Source organism: Telmatocola sphagniphila (assembly GCF_018398935.1).
Classification (GTDB): Bacteria; Planctomycetota; Planctomycetia; order Gemmatales; family Gemmataceae; genus Telmatocola; species Telmatocola sphagniphila.
Genome location: NZ_CP074694.1, coordinates 3,651,339 through 3,676,234 on the forward strand (window position 1 = coordinate 3,651,339; position 24,896 = coordinate 3,676,234).

Sequence of the window (24,896 nt, forward strand, 5' to 3'; positions counted from 1 at the left end):
TCTGGATGCAACTCGAAGCCTTTCCAAATACCCGAGCTTTCGCGCACCGGCAAATAGTCAGTGCCACACACCTATCCCCCTCCCCTGACCAACAATTATCCAATCCCATCCAATTTTTCCATTCATCCACTTTACGAGGGAGTTTGTATTCATTTCCATCCCGATTCGGCTAGGCCTTAAACCAGCGTAGTTTTTTGGAGAATTGTTTCGATTTATCGAAGAAAGCTCGAAATCCTTTTTGTTTTCTGCGGTTTGTGTAAGTAACCGCTTAACAAATCGACAGTCGCAAAAAGGAGTTTCGAGTGAATGTTATTTTCGGACGTTGGTTTCAAAAATGCAAGAGTCGAATCGAACGTCGCCTGGCTAAGCGAGAGGCCGCGATGACCTTCGCTCCTTCTTTCGACGCCTCCAACATTCATTACGAAGTCTCCGAACGCGTGGGGGCGATCAGTTGCGGAGGCCTCGGGGCCATGCACCTTCTGGCCCGGCGTATCGGACTGATCGACGACATCGACGAGAAGCTGCATCTGCTCCAATTTCAAAGGCCTTACTCGGAATCGGACCACGTGTTGGCCATCGCTTACAATTCCCTTTGCGGGGGTACCTGCCTGCAAGACATGGAACTGCGTCGCACGGACGAAAACTTTCTCAACGCCTTGGGCACTCAGCGTTTTCCCGACCCGACTACTTCGGGCGACTTTTGTCGACGCTTCGATAGTGGCAGCATCCAGGCTTTGATCGACGCTTTCAACCAGACCCGTTTACGCGTCTGGTCGAAGCAACCCGATTCCTTTTGGGAATGCGCGAAGATCGACGCCGACGGCAGCTTTACCCAAACGCGTGGCGAGCGTAAAGCGGGGATGGACATCAACTATAACAGAGACTGGTGTTACCACCCCCTGGCGGTGACCCTGGCCAACACCGGTGAGACGCTGAGCATCGTCAACCGTCCCGGCAATCGCCCTTCGCACGAAGGGGCCGCGGTCGAACTCGACCGGGCTCTTTTGCTGTGCCTTCAAGCGGGCTTTCGCAGGATCGTCTTTCGCGGCGACACCGATTTCTCGCAGACCACTCGCCTCGACGGCTGGGATGCCAACGCCAAGGTACGCTTTTATTTCGGCTACGATTCGAAGCAAAACCTCGAAGCAATCGCGGAAAAACTGCCGGAAGCGGCTTGGCACAAGCTCGAGCGTCCCGCGCAATACTCGGCGAAAGCGAAGTTGCGACACCGACGGGAAAACACCAAGGAGCGGATCGTCCAAGAGCGGGAATTCGTAAATGTGAAGTTGATCTCCGAAGCGGTGGCCGAGTTCGAGTACCAACCGACCGCTTGCCGAAGGGCGTATCGCCTGGTGGTGATTCGCAAGAATCTTTCCGTGGAAAAAGGCGAATCCGTTCTGTATCCGGACGAACGCTATTTCTTCTACATCACCAACGACCGGGAGTGCACGGCCGCCGAAGTCGTCTACGAAGCCAACGATCGCTGCAATCAGGAAAATCTGATAGCGCAGCTCAAGGGCGGTTGCCGGGCCTTGCACGCGCCGCTGCACGATCTGGAAAGCAATTGGGCGTACATGGTGATGGCCTCCCTGGCCTGGAACTTGAAAGCCTGGTGGGCCTTGACGTTGCCGGAAACTCCCGGTCGCTGGCGGGAAAAGCATCGGGACCAGAAGCAGTCGGTTTTGAAAATGGAATTCAAAACCTTCCTCAATGCTTTCATGCTTCTGCCTTGTCAGATCGTCCGGAAGGCCGGCCGCATCGTCTATCGATTGCTCGGCTGGAACCCGCACTTGCCGATCTTCTTCCGACTACTGAAAGCACTGAGGTGCTGATCGTTCGACCGACTGAAGTCGGGATCCGGATGTCCCGATCCGATAAAACGCCGAGAGCTATTCGCGGAAAGGAAGAATGTTTGAAAAATAGAAGTATGCGTTCGGCCGAGCGAAAAGCTCCGGCGCGGAGGACTCATCGAACTATCTCGCTAAAACTCCCCACGGAATTGGCATCAAAAACTTCGCTTGTTTAAGGGCTAGGATAGCGCCCATCCAGATGAACCCAAAGGATTGACATGAATACCCTCTCCCTCAGCCGGTTAAAAACCCGCAGTTCCTTTTCGACGAAATCCTCCTCCCGAATGGAATTGACGCCCCTCGAAAGTCGGCTCGTTCCCTCCACCTGGTGGGTGACCAACAACCTGGACTCCGGGTATGGTCCCGATGTCCCGGGTTCGCTTCGCTGGGACAACGATCATGCTCAGAATGGCGACATCATTCGATTTGCTCAAAATGTGCGGGGAGACTCGATCCAGCTGACCGGCCCCAATTTGACCATAGCCCACAACATTGCGATTTACGGCTTTTCCAATGGAGCCCTCACCATACTGGGGCGGTCGGGCCTCTCCGAAGGGTTCAATACCAACATTTTTGTGGTCAACTCGGGATGCACGGCCACCATCTCCGGGTTCACGCTGTCGAATAGTCAGGCGGAAGGCACTTGGGGAGGAGCCGTTTCGAATTTTGGCAACCTGACCATGACCCAGTGCGTCATCTCCAACAATATCTCCGATAACTATACCGGCGGGATTTACAACGCCGGGACTTTACTTCTGGATCAGGTCAATTTCAACAACAATCAGGTGCTGGGCGTCGAGATAAAAGGTTTGGACCCCTACTATAAGCAAAGTCAGGGAGGGGCCATCGATGCGGCTCCCGGCTCCAACACCGATATTCTCAACTGCACATTTACTGGAAACGTTTCGAACGCCGGTGGCTATGGCGGGGGGTTCGCCTACGGAGGAGCCCTCTACACCGCCGGGAACACCAATATCAGCAACTGCACTTTTACTTCGAACTCTACCACAGCGGGAGGCGAACTCCAAGTCGGTGGAACAGAAGCGTTCGCAAGAGGAGGGGCCATTTACGCGGCCGGGGGTCGGTTATCGATCTGGGCATCCACTTTTGTGTCCAATTCCGCCTACATAGCCGCCTACCCGGGTCAGGAAGGATCCTCCAGTGCACAAGGGGGGGCCCTCTGGCAATCGGGAACCACGATCACCACAGTTGTGAATTCCACCTTTTCCGCGAACAGCGTGACGGCCGCGACCCCCGATGCCGCGGACTCGACCGGGTACCTGGCGGGAGGGACGATGTACAACGGCGGCGGCCTCCTGTCGATTCAGCAATCGACCGTGGTGGGGGGAACGGTATATATGATCGATCCCGACCCGAGTACGCCTTTCCCGTACTACAGCGTGAGGGCCAGCGGCGGAAATATCTATACCGACCCGACGGGGTGGTCCGCTGGAACCACGGTCACCGCGCTGTTGGATACCATCGTCGCGGAGGGGCGTGAGGACTATATCTCGGATGGGAAAAACTTTGCGGTCGTCCCTTCGGATATCCAAGGATACGTGGAATCGCTTGGCTACAACCTGATTCAGTCGACCGCCGGGGTTACGGCATTCGCCAACAATGTTACTGGGAATATTTATGGGGTGGATCCGGATCTCGGACCGCTCCAAAACAATGGCGGCAATACGGAAACCTTCGCTTTGCTATCGAACAGCCCGGCTCTTCATGCGGGGATTTATCTCTCGAGAGTAGATCAGCGCGGGGAGCCCCGTTACCTGAACGATACGGATATGGGAGCGTTTCAGACACCTGAACCAAGATGCGGATGAAGTAAACGAGAATTCAAAATTTTTTCACGGTTAGAAAATTGATGCAGCATTTCGGACAAGACCGGTGTCTACTATCTCAGTGTAAAACCGAGGGAGTAGGATACTCGAATGACGACTTCTTTCGCCAAAATACTATCGAGCTACCAATCAAGCCTCAAAAGTGAATCGTCGAATCTCAGCGATTCTCAATTGCTGGGCCGGTTCGTCCGAAATCGACAAGCTTTAGCATTCGAACTATTATTCTGGCGGCACAGTGCCCTGGTCTGGGGTGTCTGCCAAAGAATATTGAGTAACACCGCGGATGCCGAGGATGCTTTTCAGGCCACTTTTTTAATTTTAGCCAGGCGAGCTTGCACGATTCGAACGGATACTTCTCTGGCAGCGTGGCTGCACAGGACCGCCTGGCGTACCGCTTTAAATGCCCGCCGCAGTCGGTCGCGAAGATACCGGAGCGAACTCGCCGCAGCCACTTACTCGCCGAGTTCGGTTCCAGACTCCAGCAAAAAAGCCATTTCTTCAGAAATCCAGGAATTAATCGATCGGGAAATCAATCGATTACCCGATTCCTTAAGGTCGATTTTCGTGCTCTGCGAACTGGAAGGTAAATCGACGAACATGGTCGGGGCCGAATTGGGTATCCCGACTGGATCGGTGCGTTCCTATTTGACTCGAGCCAAGGAGAGATTAAGAACAAGGCTGCAACGTCGCGGAATCGCTTGGGCCTCTTTGCCAATTGCAATCGTTCCCAGTGAAGTTTCCGCGGCAGCATCGCAAATTCTCACTTGTAGAGTGTCGCTAACAGTTCTTGAATTCGCCGCTGGGGCCACGGTCCTGGCCCTTAAAAAAATGGTTCTATTGGCATCGACCCTATTGCTAGTCACAGCGGGTATGGCTTATGGAGCTATACATTTTCACGCGAGTTATCTCGGAAATCCGAAGTTGAAAATATCAGATCCAGTATCCGAGAAGAAAAATGACGGGAAAAATTTTGGGGGTGACGCGAATTCGATGGAGGACAAACTGCCGGAAGGAGTACTGAAACGGATAGGAAGTTCGAGATTTCGAATGAGCGAACCCAGTTGGGATCTCGCGGTTTCACCGGATGGCAAGTGGCTCGCTTCGAATGCTGGCTTAATAATCTGGAATGCTCAGACAGGGAAAGTTCATTTAAAGATCCCACAAATTGATACTTATCTTTCCTGGAATCGGATTGCAAAGTTCGATTCTGAATCCAAGAAGATTTTTTTAATTGATAATATCGCTTTTCGATGCTGGGACGCGATCAAAGGCAAAGAGATTTATTCTGTACGCTTGAGAGACGAAGATAATGAAGAGAAGTATCTTATAGCATCGCAGTTCGCCAGGAGCAAGGAGGTGGCCGTCCTTATTTGGGATAATGGAAAATTTGAGATTCGTAGTACTGATTCGGGCCAAATCATCCGAAAGGGACAGCATCCATTCGTCCAAAATCCGCAAGTACCCTCACTGGTCCAAAGTCGTAGCATAAACGTCTCCATTTCGGACGACGGCGAAGTCTTCTTCTTAAAAAAAAGATTGGACCTACACGACAACAATGCGAAACCCACTTATCTCTTTAGCGATTCTAAAGGAAACCTAGAGCTCGATGATTGCTTGAAAGAGATTACAGATATCTCAAAATCTTTCTTTTTACCGAAAGAGAAGAAGTTGTTGGCAATCTTTAAAGACGAGGCGAGAGAATACAAGACACGTCTGGCAATTTTCGATCTGAAATTAAAAACCTGGTCCACGGATCTTAAACTCGATCAGGGTTACGATACGTTCTCGCTATCGCCGGATGGAAAAACTCTTGCATTAACTTCCCAACGGCTCGATGCGTTTACGTTTGTCGATATCGCTTCCATGAAAGAAATCGAAAAAATAAATGCGGATGGGCGCGCAGTTACCATGGCATTCTCTCCCGATGGAAAGTACCTTTATTATTGTTCCACTAGCGATACCATTAAGATCCTGGACTTGAAAAATAAGAACTTACATCCCCTTTCCTCGGACAATTTCTATGGGGGGAAGTTTTCAAACTCTGGCAACGAAATAATCTTTTACGGGGATTACCGCGAAAAAATCGACTGGGAATCTGGAAAGAAAATTCAATTTGGCAAACAGAAATCTTTAGACCCAAGATTTCGGCTCTACAATTGGTCTCAAAATGATCGCTATAAACTCGAACCGGATTATGAAAATAATTCGTTAAATATCAAAGACTCCCTCAGTAGCAAATCTCTCAAAATTCCGGATCTAGCTGATTTTCAATATCATGCATTTTCTTGTGATGGATCACGCCTTGCTTTGTTGGATAAAAACGGCTCCAATTCGCATGTATACGTTTGGGATTTGGTAAAAAATCGGCAAATATTCCAGCTTGGAAATGCTCAATTTGGCCTCGTGCAGAAACTTTTATTATCTCCCGATGGCAAAAGATTATTTGTGTGTCAATCAAAAATGGACGAACCCGTATCGGGCTTGCATTCCGAAGATGTCATTGATGTTTGGGGTGTTGACCAACAAAAACTACTGAATAAATGGAATACCGGAGGAGTTAACGGAACTGGAATCTCTTCCGATGGTCAAATTGTTGCAATCAGTGAAAATGAGTACACCACAACCAACGAAGGCAGTGGTTACCTATTTCGTATTCAGATTCGAGATTCTCAAAGCGGGAACCTGCATAGAAAATGGGAAGTAGGTAAGAGTGCAGGGAAAAAATTGGATAATTTCCGGGACTGGAGACCCTTTTTTACTTTTTCCTTTAGTTCAGTCCTCCCCTACAGCACAAACGATTTAGCGTTCTCCCCCGACAATCACTTCTTACTAAGCACCAACGCATATGGAGATATCCATCTCTGGGAGATATCTTCCGGCGAATTATTGCACACCTACCACGGGCATACTACCCACGTCTATCACTCAGAATTTTCCCCCGATGGCCGGCTTTTGCTCTCCTTCAGCCAGGAAGCCCCAGGCTTTCTCTGGGAAGTGTTTCCCAAGACCACTACCGCAGTAGATCCGAAAAAAGATTGGGAGGCTCTGGCCTCGACGGACGGGAAAGTCGTTTTCGAAGTCATGCGAAAGATGATCCACAATCCCCGATCAACGATCGATTTACTGAAGTCGGAAGAGTCCGCGATCAAATCGAACGAGAAAAATCGAGTTTTGGATTTAATCCACGATTTGAGTGATAACAGCTTCCGAGTGCGGGAAAGAGCATCAAAGGAACTTGCGATGAATAGCGCAGTCTGGGCTCCCCTACTCGAAAAAGAAGTGAAACATACCTCCGCGGAGGTCCGGCAACGGTTGAGAGCAATTCTCGAAGCGGAAAGGCATTATTCTCCCGAAAATCTTCGTGTACTTCGGGCGCAAACAATTCTCGAGTCCATTGGAACTCCTGAAGCACGGAAAGTTCTACCGAATTGGAAGATGGATTGAGTTTCGATTGCCGTTTAAAGCGTATCCGATTGTAACAAGTGCGTTCCACTCCGCCAACCTCCGCCAACCTTCGCCCTCCTCGCAAAACCACACAGTTCGATCTCCCCTCACTTGAACCTCCCGCCGTACTTGAATCTCCCTCCCCACAAGACTCGGAATTGACAGGATGGATAAGCTGGCTAGAATTCTGTGTCTAAACCTAAGTTCACGGACTGGGGAATTCCTGGCGGGCTCGGGTACCACTCGCAGCCACACCGGTCGAATATTTCCCCCAGAAATCCGAGTTTCCTCTGATCCTGAGTGGCCAACGTGTCTGACCCGACGAACCCCAATCCCGCCCCCGATGCCGATCTCGCTTCCTTCCGCTTGGAAAAGCTCAAGAAAATCGAGGCACTCGGGATCGATCCCTGGGGTGGCCGATTCGACGGACATGTCGCCATCGAGAAAATTCGCGAACTGAAAGCAGGCTCCTTCGACGAACCCGATCTTCCTGTGGTTCGTGCGGCGGGGCGTATCGTCGGCCGTCGAGGGATGGGCAAGGTCCACTTCCTGGAGCTCTGGGATCAGACCGGCAAAATCCAGGTCATGCTCGGCCAGAAGCAGATCGGCGACCTCGGCTGGCAACTGGCCAATCTCCTGGACCGAGGCGATCTCATCGGCGTCGAAGGCCAGTTCGGCCGAACCAAGACCGGGGAACTGACCATCCGGGCCAACGGGGATAAGAGTCTGACGATACTATCCAAGTCGCTCGAACCGCATCCGACGAATTACTATGGCATGTCCGATATGGAATATCGGCTGCGGCACCGCTATCTCGATCTGGTTTACACGCCGGAAACTTTGCAGCGGGCCAAGCAGAGGATTTTGATCCTTCGCACTATTCGCGATTACCTCAACAACATCGGCTTCAACGAAGTCGAAACGCCGACTTTGCACAGTATCGCCGGGGGTGCGGCCGCCCGACCCTTTACGACGCATCATAATGCTCTGGATATTCCGCTATTCCTCCGCATTGCTCTGGAACTGCACCTGAAACGGCTCCTGGTTGGGGGTATCGAGAAGGTCTACGAAATTGGCCGGGTGTTCCGCAACGAGGGGATCAGCCACAAGCACAATCCGGAATTCACCATGATGGAACTGTACGAGGCGTACAGCGACTATCGGGGAATGATGGATCTGACCGAGGGGATTATCGTCGCCTGCGTCGATGCCATCGGCGGCGGACGCGTTCGGCCTTGGGGCGATAAGCAGGTCGATTTCACGCCGCCCTGGAAGCGGGCCAGCTATTCTGAATTGTTTTCCGAGCATGTCGGCTGTTCGCTCGAAGATCCGGTGGCCGTGCTGGAAGCGGCTCGCAAGAACAAGCTGGAAATCGGCAATAAAGAACACGACGTGCTCGTGCAGGAATTATTTGAGAAGTGCGTAGAAGACGCTCTTGTTGGCCCGGTATTCGTTTACGACTACCCGGCGGCCTTGTGCCCGCTGACCAAACGTAAGTTCGGCAATCCGAAATTGGCCGAGCGTTTCGAACTCTACGTTCACGGCATGGAACTGGCCAACGCCTATACCGAATTGAACGATCCGATCACACAGGAAGAGACTTTCAAGAAGCAACTGGTGGGGATGTCGGAAGAGGACAGCATGGCCAAGATGGACGATGATTTCGTCCGGGCGCTGCGACATGGCATGCCGCCAGCGGGCGGCCTGGGCATTGGAATCGACCGACTCGTGATGCTATTGACCAATACCCCCAGTATACGCGATATTATCCTCTTCCCACTGCTGCGCCCTGAGGTGTAGGCAGTCCGCGGACAGCATAGGTCGATGCACTTACCCGAATGGAGTCGGGCGGATAGGCAATATAGCTAAACGGCTGATCGCCAACCGCTGCCTGCTATGTACAAGTTCATTCTCTGTTGCCGGTATCTACGAACTCGCTTTCTGGCGCTGGTTTGCATCGTCAGCGTGATGCTCGGCGTCGCCACCCTGATCGTCGTCAATTCGGTCATGAGCGGCTTCAGCACGAAGCTACGCGATCGCCTTCACAAAATGATTTCCGATGTGGTCATCGAATCGCCCAATGTCCAGGGCTTTCCCATGTCGGTCGAGCGAATGCTGAAGAAGATTCAGGAATCGCCGATCGGCCCCGAAATCGAAGCGATGGCACCCACCATCGAAACCGTCGCCATGGTGCAGTTTCGCTATCCCAATGGCGAGAACGGACTTCGACCGGTCCACATCATCGGCTGCAATCCTAAACAGCTTTCGGCCGTGGGAGGATTCGGGCAATATCTGGTGCAGCCGGAACGGCGAATCGATCCCAGTTTCGAACTTACTGAAGAAGCCAAAAAACGCTACGACTTCCTCTATCCGCCGGCTCACAAGCTGCCGGATTTGCAAAAACCGCCACTGGGCGCCCCACAGGCTAATGGCGATCCACCGTTGCCGCCGGTGATGCCGCCGCCGGAATTAGACCGTTCGCTGCCCGGCATCATTGTCGGTTATGCGATGGCCAGCTATCGGGACACCGATCCGGACACCGGCATCCTTCAGGAAAATTTTGTCATCCATCCCGGCGATGTGATGCAAATCATGACCATGGGTGTGGGTAAAGAGAATCCGGAGCCGGTCTATTCCAGTTTCATTGTCTGCGACTATATGAAGACGGAACTGGGCGATCAGGATTCCAATTTCGTGTTCGTGGATATCGACTACCTGGCCCGACTGCGGGGAATGGATGGCTCGGCAAGCACCATTCAAATCAAGTTGAAGAATTACGAACACGCCTCGCATGTGGTGGCAGAACTCGAAAGATTGTTCCCGAAGAGTGCCGGCTATTTCATCAACCGCTGGGAAGACAAACAATCGGCATTGCTTTCGGCGATCGATGTGGAGCGTGGCATTCTCAACATCCTGCTGTTTATGATCGTCGGGGTGGCCGGGTTCGGTATTCTGGCGATCTTCTCCATGATCGTCGTCGAGAAGACCCGCGACATCGGCATCATGAAATCTCTGGGGGCTTCGAACCGGGGCATCATGTGTATCTTCCTCAGCTATGGGTTCTTACTCGGTTTAGTGGGCAGCGTGCTGGGAAGTACTCTCGGCGTGCTGATCACCCGAAACATCAATGTGATCGAGCATAAAATCAGCGAGATTACGCATCGCGAAATTTTCCCGCGCAGCGTCTACTATTTCGATGAGATCCCTACGAATATTCAGATGACGAATGTCGGGTTGATCGACATCGGGGCGATCGCCATCGCCGTGTTCTTCAGTATTCTGCCGGCATTGCGTGCCGCCTGGTTGAATCCGGTGAAGGCGCTGCGATTCGAGTAAGAGTGGTTTCGGGTCCAAGATGTCGACGGACGTCCCGTGGTTCGAAGAAATGGAATTTCGATGCTAAAAGCAACAGGCCTCTGCAAAACCTACCACCGGCATGCCGACACCGTGAAGGTTCTGACCGATCTTTCCCTGGAGGTCGCCGACAATGAATTTCTCAGCATTGTTGGGGCCTCCGGCTCCGGCAAGAGTACGCTACTGCATCTATTAGGAACCTTAGATAAGCCCGATGCGGGAACGATCGAACTGAACCGCAAGCGCATTGACGATTTGAACTCGCGCGAGCGAGATCTCTTACGCAACAACACTTTCGGTTTCATATTCCAGTTCTACCATCTGCTGCCGGAACTGACGATGCTCGAAAACGTCATGATGCCCGCATTAATCAAAGGCAGTATCTTCAACTGGCTCGGACGGCGGAAAGACGCTCGCAGGAAAGCCGAAGCGATCATCGACCGGGTGGGCTTGTCCAGCCGCAAGAAGCACCGGCCGCGCGAGCTTTCCGGCGGCGAGATGCAGCGCACGGCCATCGCCCGGGCACTCGTCTCGGATCCCCAAGTCCTGTTTGCCGACGAACCAACCGGGAATCTGGACGAAGACACCGGCAATCAGATTATCGAGCTTTTAAAGAGCATCAATCGCGAACAGGGCGTGACTATTCTCATGGTCACGCATAATCTGGAATTAGTATCCAAAACAGATCGGGTTGTGAAAATGGCGGGGGGCCATATCGTAAGCGATACCCCTAAATTGACCGACCGATCCTTGAAATTCCAGGGAACTAGCGATGAGCAACCGAGTCTATATCAACGGCAAGCTGTATGACAAAGCCGACGCGAAAATCAGCGTCTACGATCACGGTTTGCTCTACGGCGATGGCGTTTTCGAAGGCATCCGCATCTACAACGGGAAAGTTTTCAAAAACAAGGAGCACATCGCCCGTCTCTACGAATCGGCCAAGTCGATCCACCTCGAAATTCCCATTCCTCCCGATGGCATGCTGGCCGATGTGGAAGAGACCGTAAAAGTCAATCAGAAGGTCGATGGCTACATCCGCCTCATTGTCACTCGCGGCGTCGGCAATCTGGGACTCGACCCGCGCAAGTGTGAACCGAACATCATCATTATCGTCGACGATATCAGTCTCTATCCCGCCGAACTGTACGAAAACGGCCTGGAAATCATCACGGCTTCCACCACACGGAATCTTTCGAACGCCGTGAATCCGCGCGTCAAATCATTGAACTATCTGAACAACATCCTGGCCAAGATTGAAGCGATTCGGGCCGGCTGTCTCGAAGCGATCATGCTGAATCACAAGGGGGAAGTGGCGGAATGCACCGGCGACAACATCTTCCTCATCAAGAACGGCGTTCTGAGAACACCGACGGTAGATGCTGGTATCCTGGAAGGAATTACTCGCAACACAGTGATTGATTTAGCAAAGGATGCCCATATCCCGGTAAGCGAATGCACGCTGACCAAACATGATGTGTATACGGCTGATGAGTGCTTCCTGACGGGTTCGGCCGCGGAAATCATCGCCGTAACCAAGGTCGATGGTCGGATTATCGGTTCGGGCAAACAGGGGCCGATCACTCGCAAACTGCGCGATTATTTCACCAAGTTCGTTCGCTCGTAATCTTCCGAGCCAGCCGCGATGCCGGGAACCTTTCGCCCGGCATCTACTCCTTGCCAAAATGCTTTTAGCGATTCGCCAGCGCATCCTGGGAATATTCCTGGGAAGCCAGCAGCGAAGCCATTAAACCGCTATAGGTCAGGCTGCCGCTCTGGAGTTGCGGCAACAGTGATATAGTGTCCGCCGCTGCGGGAGCCCGCTCCAGAATCGCCGAATAATCCAGATTGATGGTATCCAAAACCGCTTCATTCGAATTGACAATTCCCACAACCAGTTGTGCACGGCTTAATGTGCCCGCGTTCAGAGCCGCGATCCAATTGGCGGCGCTCGCCGGATCAGGCTGACGGTTCAGTACGACCTGATAAAGGGCCGTAACGAAGTCGCTGTTATCGCGAATACCCGAGAATTCGGCGGAATCCAGAAACGCTTCGAAGACCGACGTTTCACTGGCCCCATTCTGCAGATCGGCCACCCAACCCGTTACCTCCGCAGCCGCGGGCGTTCGCCCCAGGATATCCTGATAGAAGCGAACGACTTCTTTTGTTCGAGCTTCCGTGGAATTGAGCAACCCAGTTGCGAGTTGAGAGGGAGTAAGACCGTTATTCAGCGAATTGTACCAGGTCAGCAATTCTGTCGGCGAAGGTGCGCGACCGAGGATCGTATTGTAATACCCTTTAATGAGTGAACTGTTCATATCCGCACTGGGTTGCGGCGAAAACATCGCCACAAAATTGGTAGGAACTCCGGATGGGAATAATGGGTTCATCAGATTGGCGGTGGAGACGCCTGCCGGGACACTCCGGTCTTCGAGCGACTGCACATTCAAATTCAGAGCAGGAGTTCGCATCGTGCGGCAGGCCGGCATGCGACTCATCCAGGATCGCAGGAAATTGAACATAGTGTTGTTTCTCTCTCTTTTTCCGGTGAAAATCCGTTTCGAGTTGCGATTCTACTAGAGGGGAAAAAATGAGACAACACGAGTCGTAAAGGATGAGAAGTAAAGCGGTTAGATTGACCAAGCTGGGCAACTAAAAAACGCGACCAGGATAAATTTCCGCTTATCATTTCCGCAATTTGCAGGTTATTAAATAATCTTGAAACTCCTCCCACCTATTTGAAGACTGGAAGAGTTTAGAAATCTCCGGACACTAATCCCCCAAACGATCCCTAATTTAAATAAATGCATGATATCGAACTCATCCTCACGCTCACCTACGGCCTGACCGCGGCCGTCATCCTCGGATATATTTCTCACCGGATTGGACTTTCGCCCATTGTCGGCTATCTGGTGGCCGGTGTGGTAGTCGGCCCGAATACGCCGGGTTTCGTCGCCGATCGGGCTCTGGCGGAACAACTGGCTGAAATCGGTGTGATCCTATTGATGTTCGGCGTTGGTCTGCACTTTCGCATCGAAGAGTTGCTGGCCGTGCGACGGATCGCGTTACCCGGGGCAATCTTTCAAAGTTTATTGGCCACGGCATTGGGTACGATCGTGGCTCTCGGATTGGGATGGGGTTGGTCAGGGGGCCTGGTGTTCGGGTTGGCTCTCTCGGTGGCCAGCACAGTCGTGTTGACGCGAGTCCTCTCCGATTTCAATGAATTGCATACCCCGGTGGGTCACATCGCCGTCGGTTGGTTGGTCGTGGAAGACCTGTTTACCGTGCTGGTCCTGGTACTTCTGCCGCCTTTGGTCAGCCATTCGGGAGGATTAGGCTGGTCCATTCTGTTCGCGGTTTTAAAAATTTTGGGACTAGTCGTTCTGGGTGTACCCATCGGTGGCCAAGTCATTCCCTGGATTTTGAAGAAGGTGACGGATACCGGTTCCCGCGAACTTTTCACGCTCACTGTGCTGGTAATAGCCTTGGGAATTGCAGTCGGTTCATCACTTCTCTTCGGCGTCTCGATGGCCCTGGGTGCCTTTCTGGCGGGAACCATCGTCGGGAGATCCGATTTCTCATTGCGGGCCGCTACGGATGCTCTCCCGATGCGGGACGCCTTTGCAGTGCTGTTCTTCGTCTCCGTCGGCATGCTCTTCGATCCGGGCTACTTGCTGCAAGCGCCGGGGATCTTGCTGCTGACACTGGCCGTAGTGCTTCTGGGCAAACCGCTCGCCGCCATCACTATCGTACTGCTACTCGGATATCCGGTGCGGGTGGCTTTTGCAGTGGCCGTGGCACTCGCTCAGATTGGCGAATTCTCGTTCATTCTTGCCTCGTTGGGCACGTCTTTAAAGGTTCTACCGCCGGGAGCAAATAACGCTCTGGTGGCTGCTTCGATTGTTTCCATTGCATTGAATCCCCTGCTCTATCGATTGGTTACACCCGCCGAAAAATGGGCGGCGCGGAAGCCAAAGGTTTGGAAATTCCTCACTTCGAAAGCTCGAAAACCGGAGGGCAACAATCCGCCGCAGGAGGAAGAGGTCGATGCCCGATATCGCGCCGTGGTGGTGGGTTATGGACCTGTCGGCCGAACGCTCGTGGATCTTTTGAAGGATAACGGCATCGTCGCGACAGTTATCGAAATGAATCTCGAAACGGTCCAGAAGCTTCGCAACGCCGGTATACAAGCGGTCTATGGCGATGCGAACCATATTCAGACACTGAAGGAAGCGGGAGTGGACCGCGCCGCGAACATCATCCTGAGTTCCTCCGGTCTCACGGGTGCGGAAGAAGTGGTTAGACTGGCCCGTCAGTTGAATCCGGAAATTCGCGTTTTAGCACGATCGGCTTATTTGCGCGAACGGCCGGGATTACTGAAAGCGGGCGCCGATGAAGTTTATGCCGGAGAAGGGGAAGTCGCCCTGGCCATGACTGAATCCGTGTTGAGGGATTTAGGCGTCGGGCCCGAGTACATCGATCGGGAAAGAAATCGCGTGCGAACTGAGTTGATCGGCGAAAGCCCTTCGGAGATTCCAGTCGAGAAGAAGGATTTCGCAGCCGGTAAATAGAAAAGAGTCGAATCTACTTGGCGCCCGACCGGCATAAGTTGTAAACCCTTCAAAATCTTCGAGAATCGGGGCCCTCCCGGCTAATCAATTCTTCGAATAAATCGTCTTTCCCTCCTTGATCGTCTCCAAGACCTTGATGTCTTTGATAGCCTTCGGATCCACCTTCAATGGATTCTTGTCGAGGATCACCAGATCGGCCAGCTTCCCCACTTCCAGGGAGCCTTTGATTTTCTCTTCCTTATACATGTAGGCGCCGTCGATGGTAATTGTCTTGAGCGCCTGCAGAGGCGAGACCCGTTCGTCGGGACCAATGATCGTGCCTTCCCGGGAAAGCCGATTCACGGCCGACCAGACCACGAACAGTTGATCGATCGGCGAGACGTTGAAGTCGGTGTGATTGGCACAATGGATTCCCAATTTCTGAGCCGTCTTGAGCGGGCTGAGGAAGAAGGTCTGCTCCTGGCCGCGATTTTTCAAATGGGTTTCCCCAAAATAGAAGCAATGTTCTGTGAAAAAAGAAGGAACAATTTTGTAATCGACATATTTCTGAATCTGATCCTTGCGAACAAACTGCGAGTGAATGACGACACTGCGGAGATCGGCGAAACGATCCTTGGCCGATTTTTCATGAGCTTCCAGAAACCAGTCAATCGCCGCATCGCCATTACAGTGGATGATCAGTTGCAGATTCTTTTCGTAAACGAAGCGGACCATTTCGTCGAATATCGCCTTCGGAAACAGCGGTTCTCCCTTCCATTCCTTCTCGCCGTTCGGGCCACCGGTCAGGTAAGGTGTCGTAAAGAAGGCTGTCCGGCCCTGTGGGGAGCCATCTGTCGTGATTTTGATGCCGCCCAACTTTAAATGGTGTTGGTATTTGCCGAAGGTCTCGGGAGGATTCTTTTCCAAAACTTTTTTGGCTTCCGTGATAAACGGATAAGAGACGACATCTATAAAGAGTTCTCCCTTCTTAGCCGCTTTTTGCAGTAATGCCACATCGGCCGGAAAGGTGGCGCCTTCCTGGGCCGTGGTGATGCCTGCGGCCGCATAAATCATCTGGCCTTCCTTGAAACGGGTCAGAAGTTCGGATTCACTGGGTTTCGGTAGGTTTTCAAATATCGGCATCCAGGCCGCTTCCATCAGCAGTCCGGCCGGTTCCGTCGAATTCGGTTTACGGACGATCACACCACCCGGAGGCGTTTTCGTATCCTGGGTGACGTTGAATTTTTTCAGAGCCAGCGAATTACAGACGGCCCCGTGCAGAGAGACATGCTGGACGAAAACCGGATTGTCCGGGAACGCCGCATCCAGATCGGCCGCCGTCATTTCCCGACCATCGCTGATAGCGTTGCCATCGTAGCCGTAGCCAATGATGAAGTCGCCTTTGGAAATTTGAAACTGCTTCTGAGTCGCCTTCAGAGCCGCAATGATCGCGGCGATCGATTTGCCGGGTCCGGAAGGAGGTGCAAAGCAATTGGCCTGCCGGGACACAGACAGACTATTTATGAAGTGGCTATGACCATCGATGAATCCGGGCAGAAGCGTTTTCCCTTGAAGGTCCACCAGTTGAGTGGTTTCGCCTTTCAATTTCAGCAGATCTGCCTTGGAGCCGACCGCTAGAATTTTTCCCGCTCGAATCGCCACGGCTTCAGCGGAGGGATACTTATCATCCACGGTAACAATGTCGCCACCATGGTAAATCTTGTCTGCTATTTCCTGCCCTCGAACTAGAGTCGGCAGCAAGCCTGCGAGAATAATAAGACCATGTAATTGGGTAATTCTCATATTCAAATTTTCTGTTGGAAACCGAGGGAAACCGGGAAATCTCCTGACATTTTATTTGGCTTAAACTTCAAAGCCGAATGAATTAATCCGTATTTCGCATGGAATTGGAGTGACGGAGTGACTTGATAATTAACAGACAGGTCTGTATAGTTCTTATATGGTGCGACAAGACAAAGTTTCTGAAACCCGCGAACGCATTCTTGAGACGGCCGATCGGTTGTTCTACGAACACGGGATGCGGACCGTCGGTATTGACCGGATTGTGGCCGAGGCCGATGTCGCTAAGATGAGCCTTTACAAGTATTTCCCTTCCAAAGACGATTTGATTCTGGCCTGTTTGCAGCACCGCGAAGAAACCGTCCAAAAGTTCTTCACCGAGGCACTCGCCCGGCATGAGAAACGAGGCCAGGACAAGTTACGGGCTCTCTTCTCCTCTCTAAAGGAATGGTTCAGCAGCGACTCCTTTCGCGGCTGTGCATTTCAAAACGCCGTCGTGGAATTGGCCGATCCCAGTCATCCCGGAACGGAATTTGCTCGAAGCTACAAGAAGCGATTCCAGGATTTTCTGGTAGAACTTGTAAAGGGTTCTGTGGGCAATTCTGCCGCGAAGAACGTCCCAGCCATAAATCTCTTAATCGAAGGGGCGATTGTGACGGCGGTGATCCAGAACAATGCGAGCGTCCTAGACGTCGCTCGGGAAGCCGCCTTGAAACTGCTTAACCTCGATAAATAATTGCTGTCCGACGCTCCACCCAAATTTTTTTTCGATTTCCCGTAATACTATACTGACCTGTCTGTATACATAAGCGTGATGATTAACCTCAAAAAACTGGAAATGGGAGAAACGATCATGCCTCGAATCAATGCACTGGCCCCCGAAAGCGCCACCGGCCACACTCAGGAGCTGTTCACCTCGATCAAGAGCAAATTGGGCGTAGTCCCTAATCTGATGAAGACGATGGGGCATTCCCCCGCTTTGTTAGAGGCCTACCTTCAGTTCAGCGGCAAGCTGGGAGGTGGTGTTCTGCCCGCTAAGGTTCGGGAGCAGATCTCGCTCGCCGTGGGACAGAAAAACGACTGCGACTACTGCGTATCGGCCCATTCCGCAATTGGTAAAAAACTTGGGCTTTCGACTGAACAGATCCTAGATAGCCGACATGGCATCTCTCAAGATCCTAAAACAGCCGCGATTCTCACTTTCAGTCAGCGGATCATCGAAAAGCAGGGACATGTCTCCGATGCCGATGTCCAGGACGTCCGCACGGCCGGCGTGACTGATGCGGAAATTGTTGAAATTGTCGGGAATGTCGCCCTGAATATCTTCACGAACTATTTCAACCACATTTCCGATACGGAAATCGACTTCCCTCGCGCGGAAGCACTGAAGGCTTAAGGATCTATCTGCAAGTAAAGAAGTGAGACTGTCCACGACAATGGACAGTTCCTTTTGAAAAATCAATTTCGTAGACCGAGAACAACTCGCCCGAGCTGAATCGCCCCTTTTTCGCCCGCTTTTTCATGCAGCAGATGCATCGCGCGAAGTGTCTGCAGGCGAGCTTCGTAGTGAGGGGCAGTAATTCCGATGGTTTGGCCTTCCGGCAGTTGGGGCGCAAACCAAGTTTTCAATTCTCTTTCTTCCACGAGCAACACCCGCAATTTCAGCGTGCGAATATCGTCGTAACGTTCCATGGTGATCGCAAAAAAATACGTGGCGGAAGTAATGGGCAAACCGAGCTGCTGGGCGAGGTAGGTTTCCGCAAACTTTTCAGAGAGCACGTTCAAAACGGCCCGATAAATGAATCCCATATCCTCGGGATCGTCGAGTTTGATGAAAGGTTGGCTTGCCGTAGTGACCCTTGCTGCCTTGATGACCTGTCGAACGCCCAGATCGTTGATCCAGACGTTTCGAGCATGCATCTCGGCGAGAGTTCGCATCACGAGCTTTCCCTCGGATACGTAGTTCAACGAGAAGTTGACTTGCTCGACAAATTCCTTCTGCAACCAGTTCCGCCGTTTATTCCAGTAGACCCAGGCAATGGTCACCCAGGTCAACAGCAGTGCGAACGTACTGCCATAGTACCGGACGAATTCGAGGATGTTGCGAAGAACTTCGTTCACGTTAAATCTTCCACTGGGCGCGCGGTTCCCGGCTGATCAATTTGTTCGCCTCCGCATCGTCGAATCGCTCGGCGACCGGATCCCAGGTCAGATTTTTATGCAGCTGATAGCCGATATTCACCAAGTGGCAGATGGTGGCCGTGCGATGGCCGACTTCGGCCGGGCAGATCGTCGGCTTGCGGCTGCGGATACAATCCACCCAGTTCCCGATATGACTCTTGGACGGGTAAACGTGGTATTCCTTTTCCCCAATTGGCGTTTTGACAATCTCTTCCGGGTCGCTGGAGATTCCGGCGCGGGAAACGTAAATGGTCCCTTTTTCGCCGATGAACACGCAGTCTTTGTGGGGCGCCTTATCCTGATATTCGTGAATCATTTCGACGCCGTTGGAATAGACCAGTTTCAAACCCATCAAAGCATTGTTGGCCGGGGGTAGGATTTTGGTCGGCCCGGAGTTATCCATGTCGAGCGCCCACTGGGCGATATCGAAATGGTGAGCTCCCATATCGGCTACGCCGCCACCCGCGAATTCGCGATAATTTCGCCAGGCCGGGTAATGGTTGTGAATGCCTTCGGGACAGAGGATTTTGTTGTAGCCTCGTTCGGGTGCTGGCCCGAGCCAGAATTCCCAATCGGTTCCTTCGGGAATTTTCTCGGTTGCGAGATCGCAGGGTTTATTCGGGGCTCCGACACCAATTTTGATCGTCTTTACTTTGCCAATCCGGCCATTGCGAACCAGTTCCACGGCTTTGCGGAAGTGGCCACCGAATTCGCTGCGCTGCTGGCTGCCGGTTTGAAAAATCACCTGCGTTTTCGCTGCTTCTTCGACGATACGGCGTCCTTCGGCGATGTCGTGCGTCAGCGGTTTTTCGCAATAAATATCTTTCTTGGCCCGGGCAGCGAGGATACAGGGAATTGCATGCCAGTGGTCGGGCGTGCAGATCACCACGGCATCGATGTCCTTGCGGTCGATGATTTCGCGGAAATCGTTAACTGCCGCGCAGCCTTTGTAAGTGCCTTTGGCTTTCTTCTCGTAATGGGCGTTTACTTTCTTCTGGGCATCCTCCCGGCGAGCTACGACCACATCCGACACCGCGACCACCTGAACGTTTTCCGCGTTCAGCAAGCCATACATGTGGCCGCGCGATTGCACGCCCATGCCGATGAAGCCGACGTTGATTCGTTCGTTCGCGGAAGCGCGAGTCACCTGCGGCAGATAAACACTGGGGACAGCGACCGCGGAAGCCTGCAGAAAAGTCCGACGATTGAAGTGCATTTTCGATTCTCTCTAGGAGGAAAGAGACGGAGGGTTTCGACAGAGAATACTTTACAGGAGAACCCGGAAGCTGCCATGCGAGGGGAGATAAATGTGCAATTTCAAAATGCTGGAACTTTGGCCGTCGCTAGAATCTTGGGAACGAAAAAACCCCTATCGAAATAGGGGTATGGGAAATTTTTTAAGCACAGTGTCGGTTCAGGCGGGATTGAGAGAAGCCCACTTGCGGATGACGGTGCGGGTGCTGCTTGCAACGCTCTCGAGTGCCAGTACGAAGACGATGCCAAACAGATAGAGTGCGAGCATGGGTAGGTGCTTGCGATTGGAGAGGAACTTGGAGGCCTCCTGTTCCATTTCCCAGGCTTTCACCACGGCCTTGTCTTTGAGAACCTTCGCTTTATCCTTCAGTTCCGCGGCCCGGTCCTTCAAAGTCTTATCGTCCTTGCCGGAATCGCCTTTTTTCGGCTCGTCCTTTTTGGTTTCCTCTTTTTTGGCTTCGTCTTTCTTCGATTCAGCCAGTTTCTTCTCGTCTTCCGCCTTCTGCTCGGCCATCCGGGTTTCCAGAGCGGCCTTCTCCTCATCCGATATGTCGACCAGAATTTCCTTGAGCTGTTTGGCTTGAGCTTCCTTGGCATCGACATTCAGGAAGGGGTAGAAAGCATCGGCCGCCAGAATCCCGAATCCCGTGAGTGCGACCAGCATGGCCGCGATACCGACCTGCCGTTGCACGGCCGGGTAGCCGAGAACGAAACCGACCTGGCCCTGGAAGAGACTGAACCATACTTCGGAGAGCAGACCGAAAACCAGGCCGAGACCGGCCCCTAACCATTTGATTTCGGGCATCGGCTCGCTTTTTCCAAGCATCGGCATCAGGAAAGCATAGCTGCACAGCGCGATGCCACCGATGCTCAGGAGGGTGCATAAAAGCGAGGCAAAGGCCAGTCGTGCCGTCCGGGAACTTGCGGGCGATGAAAGGCAGAGTAATCGACCCAGAAGGATAAACAAAAAGCCGATCACTACCGGACCGGCCACATAGAGAAGTCGGACATTCTGCCAGAAATTCATATTCCCCAAGCCGAGAAAACCGGGCTTATTCGGGTCCAGCTTCTCCGGGTTACTATCCATGACGTACATGCGGGCGATTTCGGCAATGGCCGGCAGCAGGAGCAGTATCATACCGAACTTCACATAGCCCAGGCCCGCGCGAACACGCGACCAGGCGTGCGACGTATTTCGATCCCCACCATAGCTCACGTTCGTATTCGACGGAGGGGCGTTGACCGGCAGATACTGACGGGTTCCGCCCGGTTGCTGGGAAGGCAAAGCGACCTGTCCCATCTGTGGCATGGTCTGGTGTCGGGGCGGTTCGTTCGTGTGGCTATCGAAGGTTGTGCGGACATCCTCTTCCGGAGAGGTCAATTTTGGGGCACCGGTGAGATTCGGCCGGTTTCCAGGAATCATAGGCCGGCCGGTAGGGGCGTTGAGCAGCGAGGGTTGATGCGGCGGTTCCTCGGACATCGGTTCCGGGGGTAAATCGCTGAGTAAAAGCGATGCCGGCGACAAAGCCGCCGGTACCTGCAAGATGGCCGAACAATTCGGACATTTCACCCGCATACCGATGACATCATCGCGCACGCGAAAGGGTTTACTGCATTTGGGGCAATTGAGTGTAATCGCCATAAATAGGGATTCCAATTAAACTTGGGTGCGAGTCAGCGGTAATGCAAAATCGTAGTAATTATGCTTAAAGTAGGGTACGAAAACAATTAAAACCCGTCATTTTATCCATCTTCACGAAAATTCCCGTTTCCCGACCCGTTCTGATGGTAACTGAAATTATTTTCCGCAGGAGTGTAAAATTTTCCCAACTCAATTCGATTTGGGATAGACGCCCGATGTTGTTCGCGTTATACGAACCCAAATTCGATTCTATCTGTCCAAATTTGAGATGGGACAGAAATTTTCCAGGCGGCTCCGAATTAGGGTGATCCGCCGGCGATTTCAGGGAGGAGCGACATGCGCGGCAGCCTGGTATTGGCGATTAGCCTCTGGGCAATCGTTCCGGCTGTTTCTGCACAGAACGCCCGGCCGGACGATCCTGGGGCGAACAATTCCCCTGCGCCTCAAATCGGCCGGGTGAACCAGAATTCGAAACCGACCCCGAGTGACGACCCGCCACCCGCCGTAGCGACCCCCGCCCCGGAGCCGAAGAAAAGTGGACCGATTCGCGGCGTCAATCTGACTGACAATGACACCAAAATTCAAGCGACCAAATATCAGGGCGATCCGCCGAGCGGTAATGATATTCACCGGCCAAGCGACATCGGCGGTTCCAGCAACTCTTCCAACAATCAGAATAATTCAGGCAGTTCGGGAGCCTCATTGGGGGTGCCGCGCAGTGGGGGCATCGGTCAGTCGAGTGACGATGACAACCCGGAAGAAAAATACAACTGGGGAGCGCCCGGGAGCAATAATGGCTCCCCCAAGTCCTCGCCGAGCCGACAAAGTAATGGAGACAATCCGAAATCTACTACTCCTGGAAAGCTGACCAAGCAGGAAAAAGGATACGACGATTTCGACAAACTGCCTTCTGAGAATCGCGGCGTGGGACCACCCCCGGTTGGCGGTTCTGGCCCCAGTTCGAACAATGACTGGCAGTTCGGGGATAACATGAAGGGTTGCTACAACTACGTCCGCAAAAACGTCTTTCAAAGCGACCACGATTTCGATGACTTCATGTCGATCACCAGCAACCCGCTCTATGGGGAAGATCCTCGAACGCTGACGGAATTACGGCCGATTTTCATGTATCAAACCATCCCGGGAAGTAACTTTTTCTACCGGGGCGGCAATATCGAAACGCTGGTTTTGCAGGGACGCTTGGCTTTCGGAGATCGCTTTTCGGTGGTCGTCAACCAAGTCGGTTGGACCTTCTTGAACCCCTCCAGTAATTCGCCACTTCATAGCGAAACGGGTTTCATGGAAATGCACTTTGGAGCAAAATATACCTGGTTGCGCGATCGCGATTCGAACTGGATCAGCGCCGTGGGTATGAACGTGGAGTTACCGACCGGACCGGGAAACGTTTATCAGAATACCGGGACTCTGGGCCTGCAACCCTATCTAAGCTTTGCTCACAAGTTCGGGAAAACGTCTTATGGGACCTGGGGGCTCGCTGACACGTTCGGCGTGGACTTCAGCGTCGACAAGGATCGCACGGAATTCTTCTACAACACGATCCATCTCGATTACGACATCGCGAACATGAAGCGGTTCTACCCGTTCATCGAATTGAATTGGTTCAACTACTTCCAAAAAGGGGCCGCCAACCCGTTCCTGAATTTCCAGGGGGGCGATATCGCCAACACGGGAGCCTCGTACGGCGGGACGAATTACATGGATCTGGCTTTTGGTAGCCGGTTCCGAATTACCGAAGCCTGGGAAGCGGGTTTGGGACTCCAATTCCCGATTTCCAGCACTAAAGACCTGAACAACTTCCGACTGACCGTCGATGTCATCTGGCGCTACTAAAACACCTGAGTGAACCGTCAATTACAGCTTCTTCTTGGCGGCGTACTTGGGCGGTTCGGGATCGCCGATCGCCTTCAGCAATTCTTCGACAATATCATCGCTGCTCTTACCTTCGGCTTGAGCCTGAAAGTTGGTACCGATGCGGTGTCTCAGAACGGGGATGGCCGCTTTCTTGATATCGTCGATGGCGACGCTAAACCGGCCATCCATCGCGGCGAAGGCTTTGCCGGCCGAGATCAAATATTGACCCGCGCGAACGCCTGCCCCAAAATCGACCATTTTGCGGATGAACTCGGGAGAAGAAGGGTCTTTCGGCCGGCTGGCCCGCACCAGACGAATGACAAAATCGATGACAAAATCCCCCACCGGAACGCTGCGAACCAGCTTCTGCAGGTTCAGAATCGCTTTGCCGGTGAGTACTTTTTGAATCTCCAGCGATTCATCCCGGGCCGTCATGGAAAGAATTCGTTTTTCCTCGTCGATCGAGGGGTAATCGACTTTGACATTGAACATAAAGCGGTCGAGCTGGGCTTCGGGGAGTGGATAAGTCCCTTCCTGCTCGATCGGATTCTGAGTCGCGATGACAAAGAATGGATCGGGGAGATTGTAGGTCTCCTGACCATTGGACACCTGGCGTTCCTGCATAGCCTGCAGCAAGGCCGCTTGAGTTTTAGGCGGCGTTCGGTTGATTTCGTCCGCGAGCAGAATGTTCGTGAAGACCGGCCCTTGCACGAAGCGAAACTCCCGCCGTCCCGCTTCATTTTCATCGAGAATTGCGGTGCCGGTGATATCCGAGGGCATCAGGTCGGGAGTGAACTGCACCCGCTTGAAACCCACATCCATGATTTGCGCGATGGAGGAGACCATGAGCGTTTTGGCCAGCCCGGGCACACCGACCAGCAGGCAATGGCCCCGGGTAAAAATGGCCGCGAGTATCTGTTCGATGACATCCGTCTGGCCGACGACGACCTTGCGGAGTTGCTCGATCATCTGAGTCCGGGTCTGGGCGAACTGAGAAAGGTATTCGCTGATGCGCTCGTTGCTCACGGTTGGTCCCTTACTTCATCCGATACTGTCGAATTAATTTATGGAAAATGGAGGAAATGAGCCCCTGGGGGGAAGT

At 52.7% G+C, this 24,896-nt stretch carries 17 protein-coding genes; 11 read left to right on the plus strand and 6 right to left on the minus strand.

Annotated features, from left to right (window positions below; genetic code table 11):
• The first annotated feature begins 302 nt into the window (after positions 1–302).
• The 7 genes from KIH39_RS14460 (at position 303) to ilvE (ending at position 12,122) form a co-directional block, all read left to right on the plus strand.
• Entirely contained in the window at positions 303–1,832 is a 1,530-nt protein-coding gene (locus KIH39_RS14460; RefSeq protein WP_213493945.1) for an IS1380 family transposase, read from the plus strand.
• A gap of 236 nt (positions 1,833–2,068) precedes the next feature.
• On the plus strand, positions 2,069–3,679 hold the full coding sequence (locus tag KIH39_RS14465) for a choice-of-anchor Q domain-containing protein (RefSeq protein ID WP_213493946.1): 1,611 nt from the start codon (positions 2,069–2,071) through the stop codon (positions 3,677–3,679).
• Positions 3,680–3,787: 108 nt separating this feature from the next.
• Entirely contained in the window at positions 3,788–7,141 is a 3,354-nt protein-coding gene (locus KIH39_RS14470) for a sigma-70 family RNA polymerase sigma factor (protein ID WP_213493947.1), read from the plus strand.
• A 309-nt stretch (positions 7,142–7,450) separates the two neighbouring features.
• The gene (lysS, locus tag KIH39_RS14475; protein WP_213493948.1) at positions 7,451–8,941 is read left to right on the plus strand and encodes a lysine--tRNA ligase; all 1,491 of its coding nucleotides are present in this window, start codon (positions 7,451–7,453) and stop codon (positions 8,939–8,941) included.
• Between the two features lie 96 nt (positions 8,942–9,037).
• On the plus strand, positions 9,038–10,477 hold the full coding sequence (locus KIH39_RS14480; RefSeq protein ID WP_213493949.1) for an ABC transporter permease: 1,440 nt from the start codon (positions 9,038–9,040) through the stop codon (positions 10,475–10,477).
• A 60-nt stretch (positions 10,478–10,537) separates the two neighbouring features.
• The gene (locus KIH39_RS14485; protein ID WP_213493950.1) at positions 10,538–11,305 is read left to right on the plus strand and encodes an ABC transporter ATP-binding protein; all 768 of its coding nucleotides are present in this window, start codon (positions 10,538–10,540) and stop codon (positions 11,303–11,305) included.
• Positions 11,268–12,122: a branched-chain-amino-acid transaminase gene (gene ilvE / locus KIH39_RS14490; RefSeq protein WP_213493951.1), complete on the plus strand. Its 855-nt coding sequence runs from the start codon at positions 11,268–11,270 to the stop codon at positions 12,120–12,122. Before KIH39_RS14485 ends, ilvE begins: the two co-directional genes overlap by 38 nt.
• A gap of 64 nt (positions 12,123–12,186) precedes the next feature.
• Here the strand turns inward: ilvE and KIH39_RS14495 are convergent, their stop codons facing one another.
• On the minus strand, positions 12,187–13,017 hold the full coding sequence (locus KIH39_RS14495; protein WP_213493952.1) for a DUF4214 domain-containing protein: 831 nt from the start codon (positions 13,015–13,017) through the stop codon (positions 12,187–12,189).
• 282 nt (positions 13,018–13,299) lie between these two features.
• Here KIH39_RS14495 and KIH39_RS14500 point away from each other — a divergent pair, with 282 nt between their 5' ends.
• Positions 13,300–15,066, plus strand: coding sequence for a cation:proton antiporter (locus KIH39_RS14500; protein ID WP_213493953.1), 1,767 nt, complete (start codon positions 13,300–13,302; stop codon positions 15,064–15,066).
• Positions 15,067–15,150: 84 nt separating this feature from the next.
• Here KIH39_RS14500 and KIH39_RS14505 read toward each other — a convergent pair whose 3' ends face one another.
• A complete protein-coding gene (locus KIH39_RS14505) occupies positions 15,151–16,848 on the minus strand; it encodes an amidohydrolase (protein ID WP_213493954.1) in 1,698 nt (565 codons plus the stop codon).
• Positions 16,849–17,005: 157 nt separating this feature from the next.
• Here KIH39_RS14505 and KIH39_RS14510 point away from each other — a divergent pair, with 157 nt between their 5' ends.
• Both KIH39_RS14510 and KIH39_RS14515 read left to right on the plus strand, forming a co-directional pair.
• On the plus strand, positions 17,006–17,581 hold the full coding sequence (locus tag KIH39_RS14510; RefSeq protein ID WP_213493955.1) for a TetR/AcrR family transcriptional regulator: 576 nt from the start codon (positions 17,006–17,008) through the stop codon (positions 17,579–17,581).
• 117 nt (positions 17,582–17,698) lie between these two features.
• On the plus strand, positions 17,699–18,241 hold the full coding sequence (locus KIH39_RS14515) for a carboxymuconolactone decarboxylase family protein (protein ID WP_213493956.1): 543 nt from the start codon (positions 17,699–17,701) through the stop codon (positions 18,239–18,241).
• Between the two features lie 62 nt (positions 18,242–18,303).
• Here KIH39_RS14515 and KIH39_RS14520 read toward each other — a convergent pair whose 3' ends face one another.
• The 3 genes from KIH39_RS14520 to KIH39_RS14530 all read right to left on the minus strand — a co-directional run bounded on the left by KIH39_RS14520 (position 18,304) and on the right by KIH39_RS14530 (position 21,922).
• Positions 18,304–18,966, minus strand: coding sequence for a hypothetical protein (locus KIH39_RS14520; RefSeq protein WP_213493957.1), 663 nt, complete (start codon positions 18,964–18,966; stop codon positions 18,304–18,306).
• A gap of 1 nt (position 18,967) precedes the next feature.
• A complete protein-coding gene (locus KIH39_RS14525; RefSeq protein ID WP_213493958.1) occupies positions 18,968–20,242 on the minus strand; it encodes a Gfo/Idh/MocA family protein in 1,275 nt (424 codons plus the stop codon).
• Positions 20,243–20,440: 198 nt separating this feature from the next.
• Complete coding sequence (locus KIH39_RS14530; RefSeq protein ID WP_213493959.1) at positions 20,441–21,922, minus strand: zinc ribbon domain-containing protein; 1,482 nt, start codon at positions 21,920–21,922, stop codon at positions 20,441–20,443.
• A gap of 336 nt (positions 21,923–22,258) precedes the next feature.
• Between KIH39_RS14530 and KIH39_RS14535 the strand changes: the two genes are divergently transcribed.
• Positions 22,259–23,773, plus strand: a complete 1,515-nt coding sequence (locus KIH39_RS14535; protein WP_213493960.1) for a hypothetical protein — start codon at positions 22,259–22,261, stop codon at positions 23,771–23,773.
• 21 nt (positions 23,774–23,794) lie between these two features.
• On the opposite strand, the gene KIH39_RS14540 is transcribed toward KIH39_RS14535, so the two are convergent.
• Complete coding sequence (locus KIH39_RS14540) at positions 23,795–24,820, minus strand: AAA family ATPase (RefSeq protein WP_213493961.1); 1,026 nt, start codon at positions 24,818–24,820, stop codon at positions 23,795–23,797.
• Between the last annotated feature and the right edge of the window lie 76 nt (positions 24,821–24,896).

Coding starts and splice junctions, on each gene's coding strand:
- KIH39_RS14515 (WP_213493956.1), top strand. CDS start 17,699: ATGCCTCGAATCAATGCACTGGCCCCCGAAAGCGCCACCGGCCACACT.
- KIH39_RS14505 (WP_213493954.1), bottom strand. CDS start 16,848: ATGAGAATTACCCAATTACATGGTCTTATTATTCTCGCAGGCTTGCTG.
- KIH39_RS14535 (WP_213493960.1), top strand. CDS start 22,259: ATGCGCGGCAGCCTGGTATTGGCGATTAGCCTCTGGGCAATCGTTCCG.
- KIH39_RS14500 (WP_213493953.1), top strand. CDS start 13,300: ATGCATGATATCGAACTCATCCTCACGCTCACCTACGGCCTGACCGCG.
- KIH39_RS14495 (WP_213493952.1), bottom strand. CDS start 13,017: ATGTTCAATTTCCTGCGATCCTGGATGAGTCGCATGCCGGCCTGCCGC.
- KIH39_RS14525 (WP_213493958.1), bottom strand. CDS start 20,242: ATGCACTTCAATCGTCGGACTTTTCTGCAGGCTTCCGCGGTCGCTGTC.
- KIH39_RS14480 (WP_213493949.1), top strand. CDS start 9,038: ATGTACAAGTTCATTCTCTGTTGCCGGTATCTACGAACTCGCTTTCTG.
- KIH39_RS14530 (WP_213493959.1), bottom strand. CDS start 21,922: ATGGCGATTACACTCAATTGCCCCAAATGCAGTAAACCCTTTCGCGTG.
- KIH39_RS14510 (WP_213493955.1), top strand. CDS start 17,006: ATGGTGCGACAAGACAAAGTTTCTGAAACCCGCGAACGCATTCTTGAG.
- ilvE (WP_213493951.1), top strand. CDS start 11,268: ATGAGCAACCGAGTCTATATCAACGGCAAGCTGTATGACAAAGCCGAC.
- KIH39_RS14465 (WP_213493946.1), top strand. CDS start 2,069: ATGAATACCCTCTCCCTCAGCCGGTTAAAAACCCGCAGTTCCTTTTCG.
- KIH39_RS14470 (WP_213493947.1), top strand. CDS start 3,788: ATGACGACTTCTTTCGCCAAAATACTATCGAGCTACCAATCAAGCCTC.
- KIH39_RS14485 (WP_213493950.1), top strand. CDS start 10,538: ATGCTAAAAGCAACAGGCCTCTGCAAAACCTACCACCGGCATGCCGAC.